The organism is Streptomyces sp. NPDC026515 (assembly GCF_055567595.1).
In genome coordinates, this window is record NZ_JBVHQD010000012.1 from 1 (window position 1) to 21,314 (window position 21,314).

At 69.1% G+C, this 21,314-nt stretch carries 11 protein-coding genes and 3 pseudogenes; 4 read left to right on the plus strand and 10 right to left on the minus strand.

Annotated elements, in window-relative coordinates:
- The coding region (locus ACZ4O3_RS24900; protein ID WP_467724305.1) for a transposase at positions 1-311 on the minus strand (311 nt) is incomplete at its 3' end.
- An 80-nt stretch (positions 312-391) separates the two neighbouring features.
- Here ACZ4O3_RS24900 and ACZ4O3_RS24905 point away from each other — a divergent pair.
- Positions 392-1,072: pseudogene (locus tag ACZ4O3_RS24905) on the plus strand (site-specific integrase); the annotation flags it as partial.
- 94 nt (positions 1,073-1,166) lie between these two features.
- Here ACZ4O3_RS24905 and ACZ4O3_RS24910 read toward each other — a convergent pair.
- From ACZ4O3_RS24910 to ACZ4O3_RS24930, 5 genes and pseudogenes are all read right to left on the minus strand, one after another.
- On the minus strand, positions 1,167-1,640 hold the full coding sequence (locus ACZ4O3_RS24910; RefSeq protein ID WP_467724307.1) for a hypothetical protein: 474 nt from the start codon (positions 1,638-1,640) through the stop codon (positions 1,167-1,169).
- A gap of 28 nt (positions 1,641-1,668) precedes the next feature.
- Positions 1,669-8,298: an RHS repeat-associated core domain-containing protein gene (locus ACZ4O3_RS24915; protein WP_467724309.1), complete on the minus strand. Its 6,630-nt coding sequence runs from the start codon at positions 8,296-8,298 to the stop codon at positions 1,669-1,671.
- A 990-nt stretch (positions 8,299-9,288) separates the two neighbouring features.
- Positions 9,289-9,552 (minus strand): annotated as a pseudogene (locus tag ACZ4O3_RS24920) (Scr1 family TA system antitoxin-like transcriptional regulator); the annotation flags it as partial.
- A 176-nt stretch (positions 9,553-9,728) separates the two neighbouring features.
- Positions 9,729-10,574: pseudogene (locus tag ACZ4O3_RS24925) on the minus strand (glutathione S-transferase C-terminal domain-containing protein); the annotation flags it as partial.
- A gap of 116 nt (positions 10,575-10,690) precedes the next feature.
- On the minus strand, positions 10,691-10,828 hold the full coding sequence (locus ACZ4O3_RS24930) for a putative leader peptide (RefSeq protein ID WP_351322294.1): 138 nt from the start codon (positions 10,826-10,828) through the stop codon (positions 10,691-10,693).
- Between the two features lie 276 nt (positions 10,829-11,104).
- Between ACZ4O3_RS24930 and ACZ4O3_RS24935 the strand changes: the two genes are divergently transcribed.
- The gene (locus ACZ4O3_RS24935; protein WP_467724311.1) at positions 11,105-12,028 is read left to right on the plus strand and encodes an LLM class F420-dependent oxidoreductase; all 924 of its coding nucleotides are present in this window, start codon (positions 11,105-11,107) and stop codon (positions 12,026-12,028) included.
- A gap of 117 nt (positions 12,029-12,145) precedes the next feature.
- On the opposite strand, the gene ACZ4O3_RS24940 is transcribed toward ACZ4O3_RS24935, so the two are convergent.
- Complete coding sequence (locus ACZ4O3_RS24940; RefSeq protein WP_467724312.1) at positions 12,146-12,706, minus strand: TetR/AcrR family transcriptional regulator; 561 nt, start codon at positions 12,704-12,706, stop codon at positions 12,146-12,148.
- A 122-nt stretch (positions 12,707-12,828) separates the two neighbouring features.
- Here ACZ4O3_RS24940 and ACZ4O3_RS24945 point away from each other — a divergent pair, with 122 nt between their 5' ends.
- Entirely contained in the window at positions 12,829-13,731 is a 903-nt protein-coding gene (locus tag ACZ4O3_RS24945) for an NmrA family NAD(P)-binding protein (RefSeq protein WP_467724314.1), read from the plus strand.
- 140 nt (positions 13,732-13,871) lie between these two features.
- Here ACZ4O3_RS24945 and ACZ4O3_RS24950 read toward each other — a convergent pair whose 3' ends face one another.
- Genes ACZ4O3_RS24950 through ACZ4O3_RS24960 form a run of 3 tightly spaced genes read right to left on the minus strand, consistent with a single transcriptional unit; the run spans position 13,872 to position 17,384 of the window.
- A complete protein-coding gene (locus tag ACZ4O3_RS24950; RefSeq protein WP_467724316.1) occupies positions 13,872-15,014 on the minus strand; it encodes an LLM class flavin-dependent oxidoreductase in 1,143 nt (380 codons plus the stop codon).
- Positions 15,007-16,101 (minus strand): LLM class flavin-dependent oxidoreductase, encoded by a 1,095-nt coding sequence (locus tag ACZ4O3_RS24955; RefSeq protein WP_467724318.1) that lies wholly within the window; start codon positions 16,099-16,101, stop codon positions 15,007-15,009. Before ACZ4O3_RS24955 ends, ACZ4O3_RS24950 begins: the two co-directional genes overlap by 8 nt.
- The gene (locus tag ACZ4O3_RS24960) at positions 16,098-17,384 is read right to left on the minus strand and encodes an NtaA/DmoA family FMN-dependent monooxygenase (protein ID WP_351322282.1); all 1,287 of its coding nucleotides are present in this window, start codon (positions 17,382-17,384) and stop codon (positions 16,098-16,100) included. The genes ACZ4O3_RS24955 and ACZ4O3_RS24960 overlap by 4 nt, the downstream gene beginning before the upstream one ends.
- Positions 17,385-18,025: 641 nt before the next feature.
- Between ACZ4O3_RS24960 and ACZ4O3_RS24965 the strand changes: the two genes are divergently transcribed.
- The gene (locus ACZ4O3_RS24965; RefSeq protein WP_467724320.1) at positions 18,026-20,830 is read left to right on the plus strand and encodes an AAA family ATPase; all 2,805 of its coding nucleotides are present in this window, start codon (positions 18,026-18,028) and stop codon (positions 20,828-20,830) included.
- Positions 20,831-21,314 lie beyond the last annotated feature (484 nt).

The following is a 21,314-nucleotide window of genomic DNA, read 5'->3' on the forward strand; positions in this document are numbered from 1 at the left end:
CCGACCTGCGAGAGCACGGTCTTGTGGCTGGTGCCGTTGCGGTGGTTGCCCGAGCCCGCGCCGGCCGCATCGCCCTTCTCGTAGCCCAGGTGCTCCGCCATCTCGGCCTCCAGCGCACCCTCCAGGACCAGTTTCACCAGCCCCGTCAGCAGCCCGTTCTCGCCGACCAGTTGCAGCCCGTCCCGTCGGGCCCGCTCGATCAGGCTCTCGGCCAGCCCCCGGTCCTGCTCAGTCGCTGCTTGCGCCAACTCCGCCCCCGTCCGCACCTGATGCTCGTTACCCTCGGGGCCACTCTCGTTCGTACTGCCCATCGTGATCCTTCCCGGCAGAGAACCCATCTCATGCCAACTTGGGTCACACCAGGCCAAACACAAACTTCAGGACAGTCCCCGAACCCCTCACCGTCGAGGAGGCTCGCGCGTTCCTGGCTGCCACGGACGGGCACCGGCTGCAAGCGCTGTTCGAACTCGCCCTGCGCACCGGCCTGCGCAAGGGCGAACTCCTCGGCCTGCGCTGGGAAGACCTCGACCTGACCGGCGGAACCGCCAGCATCCGCCGCACCCTCCAACGCACCAACACCGCCGGCCTGATCGCCCTGCCCACCAAGACCCAGAGCTCCGAACGCCGCATCGCCCTGCCGACGCCGTGCCTGCGCTCCCTCGAAGATCACCGCGAACGGCAGCACCAGGAACGCGAAGCGGCAGGGGCGGGCTGGAAGGCGACCGGCTACGTCTTCACCCGACCCGACGGCAACCCGATCGAAGGAGCCACCCTCACCCGGCACTTCAACACCCTGCTCCGCAAGGCCGGGCTTCGCCGCATCCGATTCCACGACCTCCGCCACTCGGCGGCCACCCTCCTCCTCGAACAGGGCGTCGAACTCGTCGTCATCAAGGAACTCCTCAGACACGCCCACATCGGCGTCACCGCGACCGTGTACGCCCACGTCCGGCTCCGCCTCCAACGAGACGCCATAGACCTCCTCGGCAACGCCCTCCGCGACCCCACCCAGCCCGTCGCCCGGCCCGACGACGGCGACGAATCACCACTTCGTGCAGCACTCGTCCGCTGACGTTGCCGTCAACTACTGCCGTCATGACCCCAGAAGCCCCGCTGATGACCCATCAGCGGGGCTTCTGGCATAGGCGACCTACTTTGCCCTGAAATTACAGCTCAGAGCTTGAAGTGATCCCTTGAATAACCGGGTTATCACCCAATTCCGGAATCTCTTCAACTAGCTGCGAATGAGCAGATTGCAGAAACTCCGAGAGCTTCTCCAGCAACTCTTCGCGATTCACCGACGCCTCACCTTGCTTGTTCGATGAGGTTACCGAGATCCCCTCACTGGCCTGACGAAGTCTAATTACCTCGTCGCTCTCCGTGAAACCAAACGCCGCGTCCTCCCCACGGGAGATCCGCTCGGCTACTCCGCGAAGAGACAGCGCCAGATCCACGAGTGTCACGAACCTTCGCTTCGAGATGATCTCCAGGTCGCCCACGACCATCTCAACATTGACCCCGAAATACTTGTACCGAAGGTCAATCTCCGCAAGTCCCGCAGGATCGCCCTGCTTAGCCCCATCCCAGGTCCTACGCCAGGGCGAGGCGGGCTCCGGAAGAGAGAAGGAAAGGTGAATCATGTTTTCTCCTAGCAGGAAATTAGCTCCCTTAATACGGGAAGGCAGTCACGACTTTTCCGTCGTTCACAATCACGCGAATGCCAGTCAAGTCTCCACCCCCATTTGCCGGGCCAGCCTTTCCGACAGTTGTACCGAAGTCCCATTCATAAATCTGGCCGGGCCGGGGTGCTCCCGTGACAGGATCCGGCGTATTCGGCTTGGGAGTTCCCCGATTGATGGTGTCGGCGATCCTTCGACGAACCACCTTTTCCTTGCCTGTAAAAATCCCTGCCGCGTCGTCGGTCAGCGCTCCACCGGGCCGATGCCGGTCCAGAATGTGCTGCCAATCTCCCTGCTCAAGTGCAGTCGTCCCGCAGAGTCCAGAATTGTGAACCAATACTGGCGTGGTCCCTGCGAGTACATAGTACGTGTGAAGTTGCTGCACTGTGAGGTTCCAGCGGTCGGCCGCACCGGGGGTCGGACGAATGCTGACTACGTTGGCGTGCGTGTTGGTTGCCGACTCCAGGGCGTCGCCCTTGTGGAGACTGCCGGCAGGTACCCATCGGTGCGTCGTGTCGTCCCAGAATGGGTGGCCCGCAGTGGTGTGAATGATCGCTGTTTTACCGTCCGTGGCGCGGATCACCAGGTCGAGTAGGTCCGCGTCATGGTTGATCCATACCTGTTGCACCTCGCGGGTGCCTACATGCTTTCCCGTCTTCGGGTCGGCCACCTCAACCTTGTCGCCGGGCTTGACTTTCCCGATGGGTTTGGTTTTCCCGCCTTCCGTCAGGACGGGTGTGTCCGGTGAGAAGCTGTTCTTGCACGCGCCGACTGCTTCTCCCTCTGCCGCCTTTCCGATTCGGAGAGCAGAGCCCTCGCCGAGTCCGAGAGCGGAGACGAATTCTGTGCCGATTCCTTGGACTCGGTCCCAGATGCGGGCGTCTGCCTGGCATCGGGACATGTTCTCGATGCAGTAGGTTGCGGCAATGTGCTTCGCGCCGGCTATGTCGTTCGGGTGGCCGAGGATGTAGTTGTAGGCAACATTGCAGGCGGTGCGGCCGAAACAGATGATCTCCGGCTCGCCTGAGGTGTTTGATGTGGGATACCAGTAGCCGCCTTCCGGGCTGGCAGCCAGCTTATTGGTCCCGAATTGAGTGAACTGCTTTCCGACGGCGTCGGAATCGTTGGACGAGGGTGTTACCGAGCTCGTCCAATCGTCTCCGGTGCTGCCTTGGCTGGATGAACTGCCGCTGTCGGCGTGCTTCTTGGCGATCTCATCGCACTGTGCGCCCGTGCCGCACATCAGGCCGTCGGAGTTCACGGCGCCGAGGCCGGAGGGGTCCATGAGGTTGATGGGGTCGTTGTTGGTGTAGCTGTAGGCGGAGAGGTTCTGGGGGTTGTAGGGGGTGACGAGGGGGTCGGGGCTGAGGAAGCGTGCGAGGTGGGGGTCGTAGGGGCGGGCTCCGAGGAGGGAGAGGCCGGTGCTGGTGTCTTCGGGCTTGCCGAGGAAGCCGTTGCTGGTTCCGGTGGGGAGTGTGCCGGAGCGTTCGTCGCCGAAGGGGGTGTAGCGGCGGCGGGTGGTAGTGCCGGTGGCGGCGTCGACGGTGAGCTGGGTGGAGGCCTGGTTGTCGGCCATCAGGTAGGTGAGGGTGTTACCGCTGGAGGTGCCGGCGGTGGTGCGCATGGCGACGGTGGCGCTGCCGCAGGTGTAGTAGCGGGTGGCGGTGGTTTTGGTGCCGTCGTTGTGCAGTTCCATGCCGCCGAGGTAGGCGACGGTCTCCTGCGGGGTGGTGCGCACGAGGAGGCTGCCGTCGGCGTCGTAGGCGTACCGGGTGAGTTTGGCGCCGGTGGAGTCGGTGACGGTGGCGGTAGCAAGCTGGCCTTGGGGGGTCCAGGTGTAGTCGGAGGTCTTGCCGGGTTCGATGTGCTTGAGCATCTGGCCGGCGGTGTCGTACGTGAAGTCTTCGGTGCCGGTGAGGGTGCTGCCGGTCCTGATGTTGATCTTGCGGACGCCGTGGAGCTGGGGAGCGTTGGCGGTGGTCCAGGTCCCGGTGTCGTCGTAGCCGGGGTAGAGGTAGTCGCGGCTGACGGCTTCCCCGGTGGGCGAGTGGGTGTCGGTGACGGACTGCAGATTGCCCAGCCGGTCGTAGGTGTAGGCGGTCTGGTAGGGGGCTTCGCCTTGGAAGTCGCTGGTGGAGAGCAAGCAGGACAGGGTAGTGGTGTTGGCACTGCTGAGGCGGCCCTGGTCGTCGTAGTGGAAGCACTGCGACTGGGCGGTCTGGCCGGTGGCCTGTTCCCGGATTCCGGTGATGCGGCCGTCGGCGTCGTAGCCGTAGGTGTCCTGCTGGCGCTGCTGGGTGGTGGACTGGTCGACGGTGGTGGTTGTGGTGATGCCGGTCAGCTGGCGGGTGCCGTCGGTCAGGTCGTAGTCGTAGTGGCGTTGCGCGGTGACCGTGTTGGTGCCGACGGTGGGGTTGCCGTAGTAGCGGTCGCTGAGCTGGCCGTAGGGGTTGTATGCGGTGTTCTTGACGTAGGTCTGGGTGGTGGATGCCAGGGCGGTGGGCTGGCCGTAGTCGTTGTAGGTGGTGTTGACGGTCTCCGCGGCCAGGCCACCCGCGGCGGGGTAGTGGACGGCGGTGATGTGGTCGGCGGCGTCGTAGTCGTAGCTGGTGGTGTAGTCGCCGGCCAGGCCGTCGACGGCGGCGGGGAGGGTAATGGTGGTGCTGAGCGGGCGTCCGCGGCTGTCGAAGGAGCCAGTCTTGACGGTGTAAACGTTGCCGTTGACGTCGGCGCTCGTGGCGGAGGTGATCTGTCCCTTGCCGCCGCTCACTCCGAGACCGTCCCACTGCCATGAGGCCAGGGTGGTCGTGCCTTTGCTGAGGGACGTCTGGCGTCCGAGGGTGTCGTAGGCGTAGGTGAGGGTGTTGGTCGGCCAGTGCAGGGTGTGGTCGATCACCTTGTTGCCGACCGTGCTCACGCGGCCGTTGTGGTCGTACGTCGTTTTGGTGACACCGGAATCGGGGTCGTCCACCTCTGTGCGGTTTCCGGCCCAGTCATAGGAGTAGTAGGTGTCGTTGCCGCGCGGATCGATGATCCGATGCAACTCGCCCTTGTCGTCATAGGTGTACTGGGTGGTGAAGGTCGAGGTCCCGTTGTGCTCGACGACCTGGGAGGGCTGTCCGAAGACATTGGTGTAGGTGTCGGTGGCACCGGATGCGGGCGTGGTGACGGTGCTGTAGTCGCCGTGGTAGGCAGTGGAAGTCTGGCCTTCGAGGATGGCGCGTGCGCTGGTGCCGTTGCCGACGAGGATTTGAGACTTGGTGGTGCGGCCGGCCCAGTCGAGGGTGAGGTCGGTGTAGGAGGGCAGGTCCTGGACGGCCGGGCTGACCGGGACGGGGCCGCCGGCGACGCCCGCGCTGCGGAAGACGGGGGAGGTGCCGGTGACGTTGCCGGCCGAGTCGTAACGGGTCACCGCAACTTGTCGGTACGAAGGGTCGCCGGGGTTGACCGGGAGCGTGGACTGGGTCTCCCGGGCGCGGCCGAGGCCGTCGGTGTAGGCGTAGGACGTGAGGTAGGTGCTGCCGGACTGCAGGGTGGACGTCGTCGTCTTGGGGTAGCCGTTGACGGCGTCCGGTACGTCGCCGGTGGGATCGGTGGGAATGTCGTAGGCGAATTTCAGGGACGGGCTGCTGCCTGTCTCGGTGGGCTCCCACACCTCGGTGACGCGTCCGGCCGCGTCAAGGGTGATCTTGGATATGTCACCGTTGGCGTTCTTAGTCTGGTAGGGCACTCCCCAGAATCGGGAACTCCACACGGTGCTGGTGAGCGGCCCGCGGGTGCTCGTGGAGCCGTCGGGATCGGGGGTGGTGGTGGTGACGCCGTTCAACGGCCAGTTGCTGGACGGGTTGTAGGTGGTGGTGGTGCGGTTGCCGTCGGCGTCCTGGACCCAGGTCTGCCGGCCTGCGGCGTCGTAGCCGAACGTCGATCGCTGCGGGTCGCTGTCGCCGGCCTCCGTGTACGTGGCGATGGCGGTGGCGTTGCCGTCGGCCGGGTGGTTCGCGGCCACGGAGGCGGCGTTGTCGTACAGGGTGTAGGTGTAGGAGTCCTGGTTGGTCGAGTCCCGGTCGGCGCAGCTTCCTCCGCCGGTGTCGTAGTGGCGGGTCTCATCGTTGAGGATCATCCACCGCTGGATCTGACTGCCGTCGAAGTTATCGGTGTTGTAGGCGCGGCCGTAGGTGGTGCACTGGTTGTCGGCCACGCCCTGCTCGCCCTGGTCGTCTACGCGCAGGGGCAGGCCGTAGACGGCGGAGGTGTCAGTGCTCGCGTCGTATTCGTTCTGGACGACGTGGGTGCGCCAGCCCGTGGAGATCTTCGTGTCGGTGGTGGTCTGGTCCTCACGGACGAACCGGGCGTCGGGCAGACCCACGTAGCTGGAGGTCGTGTGGGTCCAGTAGTCGTAGAAGACGCGCTGGTGGGAGCTGCCCGTGTCGTCGCGGGTGGAGGTTTCGATGGTGTGGCCCTGCAGCCAGGCGGAGTCCGTGTAGCTGGTGCCCTCGCCGTCGGAGACAGATACCGAGCGGGTCTTGGACGGGTCGGACTTGGAGGTGCGGTCGCCGTCCAGACCGCGGTAGAGCCAGCTGACGGTGGTGTGCTTGACCGCTCCGGTGCCGGTGGTGACTTCTACCGTATGGTAGCCGCGCCAGTCCGACCACGACTCGTCGGCGTCCTTGGTGAGGGGGTCGTTGGTGAAGCGCCAGCCGGCCCCGCCGTCATAGACGTAGCTGGTGGTCATCTCCGGCGCGCCGTCCTGGCTGCTGGCGACCGTCGGGTCGACGGTCACCTTGGTGACCAGGAACTTCTTGAACCAGCCGGTCTTCTCGGTGCCGCCCTCGGGCGTCCACTTCTGCCAGAAGCAGTCCTTGGTGTTGGAGGCCTCGCTGGGGAGGTCGTCGATACTGCAGGCGTCGGGCACGTCGTAGGTGACGGTGGTGGTGGCTCCCAGGTCACCGTGGATGGTGTTGACCCGGCGGAAGTTCAGCTCGCTGGAGCCGACCTGGTTGTCCAGGTCGACGCCATTGAAGTTGATGACGGGCAGCACCTTGTTCGTGCCGGTGCCGTAGGCCTCGCGCTGGACGTAGTCCAGCCACAGCGTCTTGCCGATCGTGCCCGCCGGGTTGGGCAGGCCGTGCTTGGTCTGGTACTGCTGCACCAGGTCCCACCCGTCGGCGGTGGTGTTCAGCACGAACGTCTTGATGTCCCACAGCATGTCCGTGCTGAAGAACGTCGGATAGTACGTCTTGCCCCGGCAGTACACGTCCGCCGCGGTGCCGTCACACATCAGGTCCAGCGGCACGTCCGGATAGGACGTGGGGCTGGAGGAGATCGACGGACACGCAGCTGGTTCGTCGCGCAGCGGGTCAGACTCCGCCATGCGCTCCACACAGCGTTTGACGTGGCTGAGCTCCACCTTGCCTGTCGGCTTCGAGCCGGCGATCTGAGAAGCCCAGCCGTACTGGATGCTGGTCAGGTAGCCGGCAGAGGTGTAAGAGCGGGGCTGGTCGACTCCGGTGGCGATCGAGCGGTAGTAGTTCGTCTCCTTGTCGTAGTGGTAGGAGGCCTCCACCTCGTTGGGGTCGACCGTGCGGTCGAGATTCCACCGCCATGCCTGCGTGCACGGCTCCGGGAACTGCGCACGGCACGGCTCGCCCGTGTCGTTACCGACCACCGGTTCAGTGAACACCGACCCGGTAGCGGCCTGAGTGCGTTCATCACGGCCCCAGCCGAAGTAGTAGCGGCTCCCGTCCTGGGTCGAGATCACCCAGTACTCGTCCACCGCACCATGTCCGCCGGACGTGATGTGCTGCACGCGCCAGCCCGGGTCGTCCTGGACGTGGTAGGTGCCGGTTCCGGTGTTGTCCTGGATGAGCTGGGAGGTGACGCCGTTGAAGCTGATGACATAGACGGCGCCGTCGGGCTCCTTCGAGCTGTTGGGAGAGACCCAGCACATGTCGAAGATCGTCGTCAGACCGTCTTCGGGGCAGGTGCGATAGCGGCGCTCGATGTAGCCGACGTTCAGGTCCCAGCCCATGCCGACCCAGGACGCCTGGTTGTTCGTCGCCGAGGTCCGCCCGTCCACCGACTGCGAGTTGTACGACATCGCTAGCGACGGCGCCTTGCCGTGTGCCGGGGCCGGCAGGTTGACGGGCAGGCTGTAGGTGAACGCGCCTGAGCCGGTGGACACGTCCCACGAGCCCGTCGGCGACAGAGTGGAGGCCCGATAGTCACCCTGGTTCGAAGACGAGCCCGTTGCCACGGCGTAGACGGAGGCCGAGCCGTTGACCATCTGTGAGGACAGGCCGTCGCTGTCCGGCTCCGCCTCCACCGTCGCGGTCAGGGTGCCCTTTGCGGTGTCGTTGTCCACGGGCACGGACTCCCGCTGCTGGCACTCCTCGGCATCCGGAGTCTGCAGAGCACAGGCGGGCATTTTCACCAGGAGAAGCCGGTCGGCGAAGTCCCCGCCGTAGGCGTACTTGAAGCCCGAGTAGTCGATCGAGACCTGCACCTGCCCGGGCGAGGCGACACCGTCCGTACGGAGCACCTGCACACCCATCCCGACGCCGCCCGCCGGGGCGACATCATCGTGGTCCAGGACGCGTACCTCGACCTGGTCCGGTGTCACCGGATCCGCGTCGCCCGCAGGCGTCGGCGCAGAGTCCGACGGCTGAGGCGACTGACTCGCTCCCGGGTCTGGATCTGCAGGCGTGGACGCCGTCGCATCGGCCGTGTCAGCGGCAGAAGGCTCCGCGGTCGGGCTGCCGGTGCCGACCGGCTGGGGCGAGGAGTCGTCCGGCGCGGTCGGCTGCGGAGAAGAAGTGTCCTCATCGGCGAGCCTCGCACGGGACAACTGTGCCGAGGCGCCACCGCGGTCATCCACGGGTGCGACCTCGACCACGTCCGCGACCTCGCTGCTGCCGTTGCTCGCGGAAGCGGAGGGACTCGCGGTGACCGTACCCGGATCGCCAGGCGCCGCCTGCGACAGATCCACGGTCGCCTCGGCGGCCTTCGGCCATTTCGGCGTCGGCAGTGCCTTGCCAGCCTCCTCGGCCTGCTGCGGTGGCACCGTCCCCACCGGCTGCGCCGGCACCACCGGCGTCCCGTCATCCGAGAACGCCGCGGCAGTCGCCTGGATCGGCGACACCACCCCCGCTGTCGACAAGAGACCTGCCAGCACGGCACCCGCCACACCGACGGAGAGCCCGCGCAAACGCCGAGCGGCCACCAGCACACCCACCCCACACCAGCCCCACACTCACGCGCAGGCACCGGCACTCACAGAACACCGAACAGAAACGGACAGCACAGAACAGCCGGCCCACACCATTCCGCAGGCCGACAGGACCAAAAACCGATCAATGAAGCGAGACTGTAAAACGTGTGAATGGCCTGTGAACAGTGAGGATGGCCGCAGGTTCCAGACATGGCAGGTGACGTCGATCACAAAGGCGCCCGCGCCGCAGACGCCGCACCCTCCTTAGCGCACAACCGAGACAGCAACTGCCGTAAGGGCAAACGGCATTGACGCAACTGGCGGCTCCCGCGCGTTCACGCCAGCACCTTCGGGCGGGGACAGTCCGGACCCTCTGACTCTCCCGCGAGGGTGGGTTCTGCATCAGCTTCGAGGGTTGAGGGCGCGCCTGGCCGAACTGATGACGGCGTGGGCGTCAGAGCCGTAGACGGCGGACTCACGGAGGGTGTGCCAGGTGCGCAGGTACAGGGCGATGGTGTCCGCATCGTCCAACCACATCTCCGCGTGCCAGTTCTCCACGATCACCTGGCGGTCGTCGTAGATCCAGAAGGCGGTGGCCGGGGGGATTTTCAGGGAGGCGGACAGGGGAACGATGCCCAGCTCGACGGTGTCCAGGCCGACAGCCCCTCAGCGGCGCCCAGATCACCTGCCCGACCGTGTACAACTACGGGCTGTACGCGAGCATGGTGCCCTTCCCCATCGAGGGCGGCGGCAAGCGCCTCGCGGCCGAAGGCGCGGAGGTTGCCGGTAGGGGCTTGTGGAAGCTTACGGCCGACGGCGCCACAAAGATCATGAAGGGTGGGCCATTCAAGACCACGTTCTACAAGAGCGCCTCGGACGGTACCTGGTGGACAGCTGATGTGACCGGACACGGCTCGTCGGCCTTCAAGGTCTACAAAGAGACCAAGAAGGGTCTGGAGTGGATCGCGGATGCGGACCCACAGGGTGGGATGACCGGCGATGCGCTGGACCGCGCCCGCGTCGAGATGGTGGCGATGCACGGTGTCGAGCTGGACCAGTGCGGTCCACAACTCGACGTCCGCGGCGGTGACTTCGTCGCGGATCAGGTAGGTCCGCCCGAGCAGCCACCGCTCCAGTGCTCCCAGGGCCTCCAGCAAGGTCACCAGGGCTGCTTCACGTTCCGCCGGTTCGCCGCCGGCCGAACCCGCGCTCTGTGCGGCTTCGTTCATGCGCTGAGCGCACATGCGCTCGACGGCATCGATCTCCGAATCGGCGCCGCACGGGTAGAGCGCGGACGGATCGCCACCGAATCTCCCGGCGAGGTCGCGCATGATGTCCGGGGCGTGGGTACTGACGATCCGTCCGGACCAGCCGTCACTGAGCACCGGCGCGGTGGGCGCGCCGGTGTAGCGGTGGGCGCTCGCCTCGTACAGCGGACGCAGGACCGAATGGCCGCCTTCCGGGCCGTCCGGCACGGCGGGCAGGAAGGTCACCGGACAGGCGGCGTCAAGGCCGAGGAAGCTGTGGACGACCGCGATGCGCAGCCCGTCGGGACTGGCCGTCGACAGATGGAGGCGGTAGCGGCCGGGAACGGCGTAGTGGCCGCTGCGCGCATCCTTTCCGATACGGCCCCGGAAGGCCGGTGCCGACTGGTGGGACGTGTGCGCGGCCAGCGGTGTGATGGTCATGGCTCTCCCAGGAAGCGGGCACGGACGTATCCGCGGCTGAAGCGGCGTAGGAGGAGAGAGCAGGACTCACCTGCGCCCACCGGACAGGACGACTGCTCGGCGAGACCGGGGCGTCGTCAGTGCGCCATGAGTGTGGCTCGGTCTTCCCGGCGCCCGATCGCACTGCAGACGCGCTGCAGGTCGATATGGCGGCGCGAGGTGAGAAGGGGAGACGGGCGGGTCACTCGGACGGTGACCTGACCACAACGCCTCATGCTTCCCTATCCGTTCACTAGGATTCCCTCAGTGAGTGTCGATCCGGCCGACTCCGGCGTCAAGAGGCTCGTCTCGCATCGCGGACGCCCCGGTGGACGGCGTCCGCCTGCTCCGCACGGTTCGGGGTGATCACGGGCGCCTGCCGACGGGCCCTCCCCGCCGTTCCGTCCCGCCTCGATCGGATCTCCTTGTCCCGGAGCCCGTACACATGACTGCCAAGAAACTGTCATACGCGGACCGGAATGCCGCTTCGGCCACGGCCCGTTGCGACTGACATGACTGTTGGAGTAGTGCTCGACGCGTCCGACGCCACGAACCAGGTCGACGCCTCCGTACGGCTGGCCCACGAGGCCGCGGAGTCCGGGCTCGCCTCGGCCTGGTTCGGACAGACCTTCGGCGCGGACTCGCCCCAGCTCGCGGCGATCGTCGGACGCGAGGTGCCCGGACTGCAGGTCGGCACCTCGGCGATCCCCGTCTTCGGCCGCCACCCGCTACTAGTCTCCAGCCAGGCCCAGACCGCCCAGGCCGCCACCCACGGCCGCTACCACCTCGGCCTGGCCCTGGGCACCAGGCTGCTGACGGAGACGGGCTTCGGCCTGCCCTTCGAACGCCCCGTCGCTCGACTGCGCGAGTTCCTCACCGCTTTGCGGCAGTTGACGCAGACGGGTACCGCCGATTTCCACGGTGAGCTGCTCACCGCGACCGCCCCGTTCCCGTCCCGGGTGCCGGGGGCGGAGGACGGGGTCCCGCTGCTGGTCGCCGCGATGGGACCGCAGGCACTGCGGGTCAGCGGTGAGCTGGCGGACGGGATCCTCCCGTACCTGGCGGGGCCGCGCGCCCTCGCGGAGCACATCGTGCCCGCGCTGCACGCCGCCGCCGAGGCCGCCGGCCGCCCCGCGCCCAGGGTGGTGGCCCTGGTGCCGGGCGTGGTCACGGACGATGTGGACGCGGTGCGGGCCCAGGCCGTGGAAAGCCTCGCGTTCTACGAGCGGATCCCGTCCTACGCGCAGGTCATCGAGCTCTCCGGTGGTCGACGGGCCGGTGACCTGGCCGTGATCGGCGACGAGAGGGCGGTCGAGGCGGAGATACGCCGTTACCGTGACGCGGGCGCCACCGAGGTCGTGTTCTCGGGTACGGACATCGCGGGAGAGGCGGATCGCCGGCGCACCTGGCGGCTGCTGGGCGAGCTGGCCCGGTGAGTCGGTCCATGGGCCGGAGAGGGACCCGGCACACCGTGACGAAGGCGACCGCCGCGGCCGGCTCCGCGTCCCTCCACCGCAGGAGGCCTGCCGTCCGCGACCGGGGACGGCGGGGCCTCAGCGCAGCGGACTGACTCCGGCGACGGTCAGCGCGAGGAGCCGATGCGCCTCGGCGGTGGGATCTTCATGGTGTTCCGTGGCCAGTGCGATGCCGGTGACCAGCAAGATCAGGTCCGTCACCGTGATGTGCGCCGCGACCGCACCGGCTCGCTCCGCGTTGCGCAGCAACGGGTCGACGGCGGCGCCGAGCCGGGCGGAACAGGCGCCGACGTGCGCTCCGGGATCTCCTGTCGGCTCGGTCAGCGCCTCGGCCATTCCTCGCGCCGTGGCCGCGTAGGAGGTCAGGGCAGCCAGCCATTCCAGCAGCGCCGCGCGGGCGTCGTCGGCTCCGGAGAGCTGCTCGGCCCGGGCGCACAGGGCGGCGACCCGCTCGCTGAAGACCGCTTCGAGCAGCGCCCGACGGCTGGGGAAGTGCCGGCGGACGGTGGCCGAGCCGACGCCGGCGACGCGAGCGATCTGCTCCAGGGACGCCTCGGCTCCGTGTGCTGCCACCTCCTTCTCGGCGACCTCGAGGATCTTGGCGTAGTTGCGACGGGCATCCGCGCGCCGAACGGTCATGCGCTCTCTCCGACCTTGCTAAGTGGCGGGGCCCTCCGTATCGTACGGCGCGTTAAACGGCGGGCCCCGCCACTTAGCTGTCGCGTGCCGGTCGTCCATGTTCACCCCTTCCTGGAGCGCCGATGATCCGTTCCCATAGACCCGTCCTCGTCGTCGGCGCCACCGGCAGGCAGGGCGGCGCCGTCACCCGCGCCCTGCTCGGCGCGGGGACACCGGTACGCGCTCTCGTCCGTGACCCGGACGGCGACCGGGCCAGAGCCGTTCACGCGCTCGGCGCGCGACTCGTCGCGGGGGATCTGGACGATCGCGACTCCGTCGTCGCCGCGGCCCGAGGGGCCCGAGCCGTCTTCTCGGTGCAGATGCCCGACCTGGCCGAACGCGGCTTCGAAGGCGAGGTCGCGCAGGCCGAGAACCTGATCGCGGGGGCGCGGGCCGCCGGAGTCCCGCAGTTCGTGCACACCTCGGTGTCCGGCGCCGGACAGCATGTGAGCTGGGTGGAGCCCGGCTCCCCCATGGAGCCGTACTACACGGCCAAATCCGGTATCCAGGACCGGGTGCGCGAGGCGGGTTTCGCACACTGGACCATCGTCAAGCCGGGGTTCTTCATGGAGAACTTCCTCCCGGCCGAGCGGATCATGTTCCCTCGTGGCGTGCGCGCCGGACTCGCCACGCTGCTCAGACCCACGACATGGCTGTCGCTGGTCGCCGTCGACGACATCGGCCGGACCGTCGCCGCGGCCGTCGCCGAGCCCGAGCGGTTCACGGAGGTCGAACTGGAACTGGCAAGCGACCACTTGACCATGGTCGCCATCGCCGAGGTGCTCACCCGCCGGCTCGGCGTGCAGGTGGCCGCGCCGGAGATGACGCCGGAGCAGGCCACGGCGGCGGGCATGCCACCCATGGGCTTCGGCCAGGCCCGCATCAACGACCATCCGCAGCCGGCACACCCGGACTTCGCCCGCGCCCTGGGCATCCCTCTCACCTCCTTCGAGGACTGGGTGGAGCGGCAGGCCTGGGACGTGTGAGCCGCACCGCGCCCGGTACTCCGACGCGTCGTCGGCCCGATGCGTATCGGAGCCGAGGTGGTGCGACGGCCGTCGCGGTCGGTGGCCCGCGCCGCGAGGTCCGCGCACCGGACGGACCTCGCGTCGCGGGCCGTGCCGACTCAACCCGGCTGGTGGCCCCGTCGGCGCCATTCCCGCGCGAGCAGGTCGTAGGAACGGACGCGGTCCGGGTGGCTGTGGGTGATCGTCGTGATGAGCATCTCGTCCGCGCCCGTGGCCTCCTGGAGTCGTTCCAGCTGATCGGCCACCTGTCCGGGTGAGCCGACGAACTGGGTCTCCACGCGGTCCGCGACGAGGGCCCGGTCCTCGTCGGTCCACGTGTGGGCGCGCGCTTGTCGGGGTGTCGGGAACTCGATCGCGCCCTCGGCGGTGCGGATGCTGCGTACCCACAGCCCGTAGCCGGCGGCGAGTTCACGGGCCGTGGCCTCGTCCTCGGCGACGACGACGTCCGCCGACACGCTGATGTACGGCTTGTCGAGGAACTCGGAGGGCTGGAAGAAGGAACGGTAGCCCTCCACCGCCTCCAGGACCGTGCCCGGACTGACGTGGTAGTTGGCCGCGGCCCGCAGCCCTCTCGCCCCCGCCACCTCGGCGCTCTGACCACCGCTGCTGCCCAGGATCCACACTTGCACGTCGGCGCCCTCCCCCGGCACGACATGCGCCTCGACGCCCTCCGGTGAGCGGTAGGTTCCCGCCAGCAGAGCGAGGACGTCGCCGATCTGCTCGGCGTAGTCCTGCGACTCGGCGCCCGGCAGCTGGAGCAGCCTGCGTTGCAGTGCGATGCGGGGTGAGCCGAGCAGGGACTCGAAGGAGAAACGCGGCGGGATCAGGAGCCCGTTCGAGGTACGGCCGTCGACGACGGGGGGCGCCGTCGGCGGCGGTCCGGCCGGCCGTCCCGGAGGGCGTCCGCCCGAGCGGCCCAGGCCCAGGTCGAAGCGGCCCGGGTGCAGCGCGTCGAGCAGTCCGAACTCCTCCACGGTGGAAAGTGCCGTGCGGTGGCCCAGTTGGACCGCTCCGGAACCGAGCCGGATGGTGGAGGTGGCGGAGGCGGTCAGCGCCAGGACAACGGCGGGGGACGTGCCGGCCACGCCGGGGTTGAGGTGATGTTCGGCGAACCAGTAGCGGCCGTATCCGAAACGCTCGGCCTGCTGAGCGAGGTCGACGGAGTTGCGCAGGGCTTCCGCGGCCGTTCCGCCCGAAGGGATCGGGACCAGGTCGAGGACGCCCAGGGATGTCTCAGGCACGAGGGGACTCCTGGATGGTGGTCGGTGGTTCGGGCCGTACGGGACTCCAGTCGAAGGGCGGGTCCGGGATGTCCTTGCGCAAGGCGGGGGCGACGGCGGTCTGGAACAGTTCGAGCGAGTCGCGGTGCCGGGTGTCGGTGACGCCGCTCGCGTCCGCGTGCAGATGGAGGACGGTGTGTCCGAACTGCTCGTGGTAGCGGTGCACTTTGTCGATGACCTGCTGCGGGCTGCCGACCAGGGCCGAGCTTCGCTCGACGAAGTCCTCCAGCGTCTCGAACACCACCGGCAGACCGGCCGACTTGAGGAACGCGAGGTTCGACTCGAAGACCGGCCGGTACGCGGCCAGCGCTTCCTGCGAGGTCGGGGCCACATGGACGCCCGCGGTACCCGCCCCGACCGCGATGCGCGCCGGGTCGTGGCCGTAGTGCTCCCAGCGCTCCCGGTAATGGCGGATCAACGCGGCATAGGGCTCGATGGGGTTGGTGACGTTGGCGGAGAAGAGCGGGTCGCCGTGGCGCGCGGCCAGGTCGACCGACTCCGTGCTGGTGGCGCTGCCGTGCCAGACCCGGACCGGCCGCTGGTACGGCCGCGGCCAGACCTCGGCGTCCGTCAGCGGTGGGCGGAAGCGGGTTGCAGCGGTGACCTTGTCCTGCCGCCAGATCCGCCGGAACACCTCGTAGCTCTCGGCGTTCCGGTCCCACTGATCCTCGGGGGTGACGTGGAACAGCTCACGCTGGGCGGTGCCGTTGCCCTTGCCGATGATCAGGTCCAGCCTGCCCGCGGACAGATGGTCCAGGGTCGCGTAGTCCTCGTACGCCCGGACCGGATCCAGCAGGCTGAGCGTCGTCACAGCGGTGAAGAGCCGGATCCGTTTCGTGAGAGCCGCCACGTGGCTCAGCACGACGGTCGGGGACGAGGAGATGAACGGCCGCTCGTGCCGCTCCCCGACCCCGAAACCGTCGAAGCTCAACTCCTCCGCCAGAACCGCGTTCTCGACGACCTCGCGGAAGCGGTCGTGCGTCGACTTCAGCACTCCGCTGACCGGATCCGGCCGGTGCACGATGAGGGTGATGGCGAGAAACTTCATGACGCCGCCCGCTGCTCGTCGCGGCCGAGACCGGGGCGGGCCAGGCCGAAGTTGTCGCGGAGGGTGGGGCCCGTGTAGTCGTCGGCGACGATCTTTCGTCTGCGCAGTTCGTGGAGAAGTCCGTTGACGATGAAGTCGTGCCGGCGCGGGTCGGCGAGACCGCTCAGTGAGATGACGTCGAGGACGCCCGCGCGGAAGCGCTCCTCGACGGCGTCGGCGAGCTGCTCGGGAGTTCCCGCCGCGGCCCAGTGGCCGGTGTCCTGCGCCGCGACGACGAGTTCCCGCAAGGTGTAGCCCTGCCGGGCATAGCCGGTGAAGATGTCGACCCGGCCGCGGCGGCCCCTGACCGAGTTCACGTCGGGCAGCAGGCTCTCCGGCAGCGGCGCGTCGAGCGGGAGCTCCGACAGGTCGAGTCCGCCGCCCAGCATGTCGGCCACCTGGGCACGGCCGCGTTCGAAGTCGATCGATTCCCGCTGCTCCCGTACGAGACGCCTCGCTTCCTCCTCGGTGGCGCCGAAGGTGGCGTGGAACGAGCTGAAGATCAACGGCAGTCCGTCGGGGCGCCCGAGACGCCGGGCCTGGCCACGTATCTTCCGCGTGAAAGCCCGCGCGTGGTCGAGCGTGGGCAGCGAGGTGAACACGATCTCCGCGTAGCGGGCGCCCAGTGCCGTCCCGGCCTCGGACTGCCCGGCCTGGATCTGCACCGGACGCCCTTGCGGCAGCGGCGGGATGTTGAGGGGACCGGTCACGGTGAAGAACCGGCCGGAGTGGTGGATCGGGCGCACCAGGTCGCGGTGCAGCACCGTCTTCCCGTCCGCACCGGCCGTCAGCGCGCCGGGCTCCCAGCTGTCCCACAGCGCGTTGACGACGTCCAGGGTCTCCGCGGCGCGGGCGTAGCGATCCTCCGGGCTGGGCAGTTCGCCGTGGCCGAAGTTCTCCTCACCGATCGAGGAGGTCACCAGGTTCCAGGCGGCCCGCCCGTTGCTGACGTGGTCGAGGGTGCCGAAGAGGCGGGCCAGGTTGAACGGGTGGTGGAAGGTGGTCGACACCGTCGCGATCAAGCCGATCCGTGAGGTCACCTGGCTGAGCGCGGACACGAAGACGAGCGGCTCCTGCGCGCCGATCGCGCCCTGGGCGTCGAACCTGAGCAGATCGGCGGTGAACAGCGCGTCGAACCGCGCCGCCTCGGCGAGTTCCGCCACCCGGACGGCCGTGTCGAGAGTGGATCGGGTCGGGTCGATCGCAAGGTCGTACGTCTCCGAGGTGCCACCGGCGGCGGTCACGGTTTTCAGGGTTCTGGGCTGCTTTGCGCTCACTGCTCGTCCCTTCTCATCGATGCCGGTGGCATCGGAGGTGGAAGTCCTTGCGGAGACAGACGGACACCTGGGTACGCGAGATCAGGCCCGGCCGGGCAGCGCGGGTGCGCACCGGATCACGGGCAGGGGCCAGGACGTGCGGTCAGCGACAGAGCGCGGTGTGGGTCCGGCACAGGTCGACGTGCCGGCGCTTCGTCCAGACCGGCGGCATGGCCACGACCGGTCCGACGTGCGTTGCCCTCACCATGACTCCCGACGGAATGCGACGCAGGTCCCGACAGTGCGGCGGATCGGTGCCGTTGCCCGCGCGGTGCCGGCCAGCCGGTTCGCTCGGCTCGGCATTGATCAGAGGCCTCATGATGCGCCGCCGGAGTCCGGGAGGCAAGACCGCACGGTCAGCGGCTCGCCTTCCCGTGGGAATCGGTCGCGCCACGGGATCACCGCGGCCCGCGGCGGCCTCGGGGCGGGACGGCTATGGCCGACCCGCGCGCGTGACCAAGGTCATTGACAGCGCGAATCCGTCCCGGTTGTCATGAGCACATGAAATGGCATCCCGGAACGTACCGGTCGGAGGGTGTGTGGCCGCCCGGACAGCACGGTCGCTGACATTGCGCTCCGAACTGCTCGCCACCGCACGGGCGGAGTTGGCGGCCCGCCACGGAGTCCTCCTGCACGGTCCGGCCGGAATCGGCAAGTCCGCGCTCGTGGACGCCCTGACCGCCGACGCGACCGGTGTCGTCCTGAGGTGCACGCCGTCCGACGAGGACAGCGAACTTCCCTTCTCCGGACTTGTGGACCTGTTCTCGCGAGTCCCGGACGGATCCCTCGACGCGCTGCCCTCCGAGCTCCGGACGGCGCTGCGATCCGCACTGCTGCGCGGCCCGGAACCGGAGTCGAGCCGTGACCGGCTGGCCTTGCGCATCGCCGTCCGGGACGTGCTGCGCGGGCTGGCGGCGGCAGGTCCGCTCCTGCTCGTCGTCGACGGCCTGCACGCGCTGGACTCCCCGACCGTCGACACCCTCGCCTTCGCCCTGCGGCGGCTCGACACCGTCGTAAGCATGGTGGCCGCGGAGCGGGTGGCCGACGGCGAACAGCCGGAACGGCTGGGCAGTTGTCCGCCCGGCACCGTCGAACTGCCCGTGCCCCCGCTGACGGACGCCGAGGTCTCTCACCTCGTGCACCACCGCGTCGCCCCCGACATGCCGCCGGCCGTCCTGCGCGCGATCCGCCAGGCCGCCGCCGGAAACCCCTCCTACGCCCTGGAGTTGGCCCGAGCCGCCCTCGTCGGACCCCCGCCGCCGGACGCTTGGCCCGCGCTGCGCGTCCCGAGGAGACTGCGCACCCGGCTGCTCGACCGAGCGAGCACGCTGCCCGAGCCGGTCCGGAACACCCTCCTGATCGCCAGCATCGCCTGCCGTCCCACGCTCACGCTGCTCCGCGCCGCCGGGGTCACCTGCCCGGCCGCGCATCTGACGGAGGCGGAGCGGCTGGGCGTCGCGTCGGCCGACGCCGACGGAGCCGTTCGCTTCGGGCACCCGCTCGTGCGCGCGGCCCTCCAGGCCGACGCGTCGCAGAGCAGGCGCCGACAGGCACACGCGCTGCTGGCCGGCGTGGTCACCGAGCCCGTCGAACGCGCCCGCCATCTCGCCTGGGCCCGTCCGTACGACGACGAGGAGACCGCCCGCACCCTGATGTCCGCGGCGGAGTCCGCGCGCCGCGACGGATCCCTCGCGACCGCCGGCGAACTCGCCGGGCTCGCAGCCCGCCGCACCCCCGCCGACCGTGCCTCGGACCGTACCGAGCGGTTGCTGGCGGCAGCCGCTTTCGCCCGCGACGCCGGGCGGGCGGAGGAGGCCCGCCACGCGGCGGAGACGGTCCTGTCCGAGTCGGATTCCGCACGGCGCCGGGTGCGGGCCCGGTTGGTGCTGCTGCGCATCGCGGGGCCGAATCCGCAGGCCGCACCCGCGTTGATCGAGGACGGCCTGCGGGACGCGGAGGGCGACCCACAGGCCGAGGCATGGCTGCACCACGACCTGGCGGTACGCGGCCTGCTCTCCGGGGACCTGCGGGAGGCTACGCGGTACGCCCGGCATGCCGTGCGGCGGGCGGCGGCGGCCGGTGACACGGAGACCAGGATCGGGGCGCTCGACACACTGGCCCGGGTACGCGCCCTGGAGGGCGAACCGTCCGACGCCGACGCCATGCTCCAGACAGCCCTCGCCCTGGCCGACGGCATCACCGCTGGACCGGGGACCCGCCGGCTGCTCCGGGCGCGGGCATCCCTCGCCCTGGACGACGGCCGCGTGGCCGAGGCCCGGGAGCAGACCGGCCCGCTCCTCGCCTCGCTCTCGCCCTTCCCCGGCGTCGAGGAAGTACTGGAAACCTCGGTCCTGCTGACCCGCGTCCAGGCGCGCACCGGACAGTGCCGGGAGGCCGTGCTTACCGCGGCCCGCTGTGCGGACACCGCGCCCTGGTCGGCCCGGGCGTTGTACGCGGCCGCGCTCGCCGCAACCGTCGGCGGCACCCCCGAGGAGGCCCGCCGCCTGGCCAGGCAGGCGGTTGACGCCTCGGAGGCCGACGGTGACCGGCTGCTCCTCCTGCACGCGCTGGCGGTGCTCGGACAGGCGGAGCTGCTCGGCCACGACCCCCGCGCGGCGTCGGCCGCGGTCGAGGCGTTGCAACGCGTCAGAAGAATCGCCTCCGGCATGCGGGCCGCCGGGCCGCCCTTCCTGCACTGGCAGGCCGACCTGGCGGAGGCACTGGTCGTCCTCGGCGACACCGATGAGGCGCTCGTCGTGCTTCGCGAGGCGCGTGGACACGTGTCCCACGCGACGCCCGCCGGTGTGCTCTCATCGCTGGAGCGGGCGCAGGGGCTGGCCGAAGCGGGCGCGGGCCGTGCGCGGGAGGGCGCGGAGACCCTGCGCAGTGCGGTGCACCGCCTCCGGGCGCTCTCCCTGCCCGTGGACCTGGTACGTACCCTCATCTCCCTCGGCACGGTGGAGCGGCGCTCACGTCGCAGGAGCGCGGCCCGCGCGGCTCTCGACGAGGCCTTGGAGACCGCGACCCGGATCGGCGCCGTTCCGCTGGCGGCGCGGGCGAGGGACGAACTCGCGAGGGTCGGGGCGGCAAGCGGGGAGGCCGGGCCGAGCCTCACCCCGGCCGAGGCCAGGATCGCCGAGCTGGTGGGCGACGGCGCCACCAACCGGGAGGTCGCGGCCGAACTGTTCATCAGCGTCAAGACGGTGGAGGTGAGGGTCTGCTTGGCGTCGGCGGCGACACCCGCGCCACCTGATCCACCACAAGCGGTCAGGGCGAGCGCGGACGCCAGCGTGAGGGTGATCGAACCGATTGCGGCGGCGCGGTTCATGGACGGCTCCTCCTTGAGCTCAGGTGCATGTATGCGCTGTCTGTAAGCGCATACATCACTCTGTTCCAGCCAATCCCGAACTGACAAGAGGAGTCTTGGTCACACTCCCGTAACGGCCCGGACATCAGATGCCGGCGCTCCGCATGACGGGTGCGGGACGGGACAGCTGTCGCGTCCCGCGGATGCGGGACCTGCGGGAATGACACCACGCCAAGGTCAGGAATTTGCAAGAATAAAGTAGACGTGGGCGACTTCACCCCACCTGCCCGAAGCGTCTGTCCTACGGTGATTACGGAGCACCAGCGCCCCTGGCGCACCCCTCCGCGCCCACTGAAACGGCCCGCCACGAAGGCCCGCGATCCGGGCGCGGCCTCTCCGGCCAACGGGACGGCATCCTGCGGACTCGTCAGCGAGTTCGCTTACGCAATCACCGTCCGGCGTTGCCGGGAACCTCCCCCGGGGCCGTCGTCCGACGACGTACGACCGTCCCCGGACCCGGACGAGGACCACCTGCGGCACGGCTCGCGCCG

Bases quoted from the DNA above. Each gene is read 5' to 3' on its own strand.
- ACZ4O3_RS24910 (WP_467724307.1), bottom strand. From the start codon at position 1,640: ATGATTCACCTTTCCTTCTCTCTTCCGGAGCCCGCCTCGCCCTGGCGT.
- ACZ4O3_RS24930 (WP_351322294.1), bottom strand. From the start codon at position 10,828: ATGAGGCGTTGTGGTCAGGTCACCGTCCGAGTGACCCGCCCGTCTCCC.
- ACZ4O3_RS24935 (WP_467724311.1), top strand. From the start codon at position 11,105: ATGACTGTTGGAGTAGTGCTCGACGCGTCCGACGCCACGAACCAGGTC.
- ACZ4O3_RS24940 (WP_467724312.1), bottom strand. From the start codon at position 12,706: ATGACCGTTCGGCGCGCGGATGCCCGTCGCAACTACGCCAAGATCCTC.
- ACZ4O3_RS24945 (WP_467724314.1), top strand. From the start codon at position 12,829: ATGATCCGTTCCCATAGACCCGTCCTCGTCGTCGGCGCCACCGGCAGG.
- ACZ4O3_RS24955 (WP_467724318.1), bottom strand. From the start codon at position 16,101: ATGAAGTTTCTCGCCATCACCCTCATCGTGCACCGGCCGGATCCGGTC.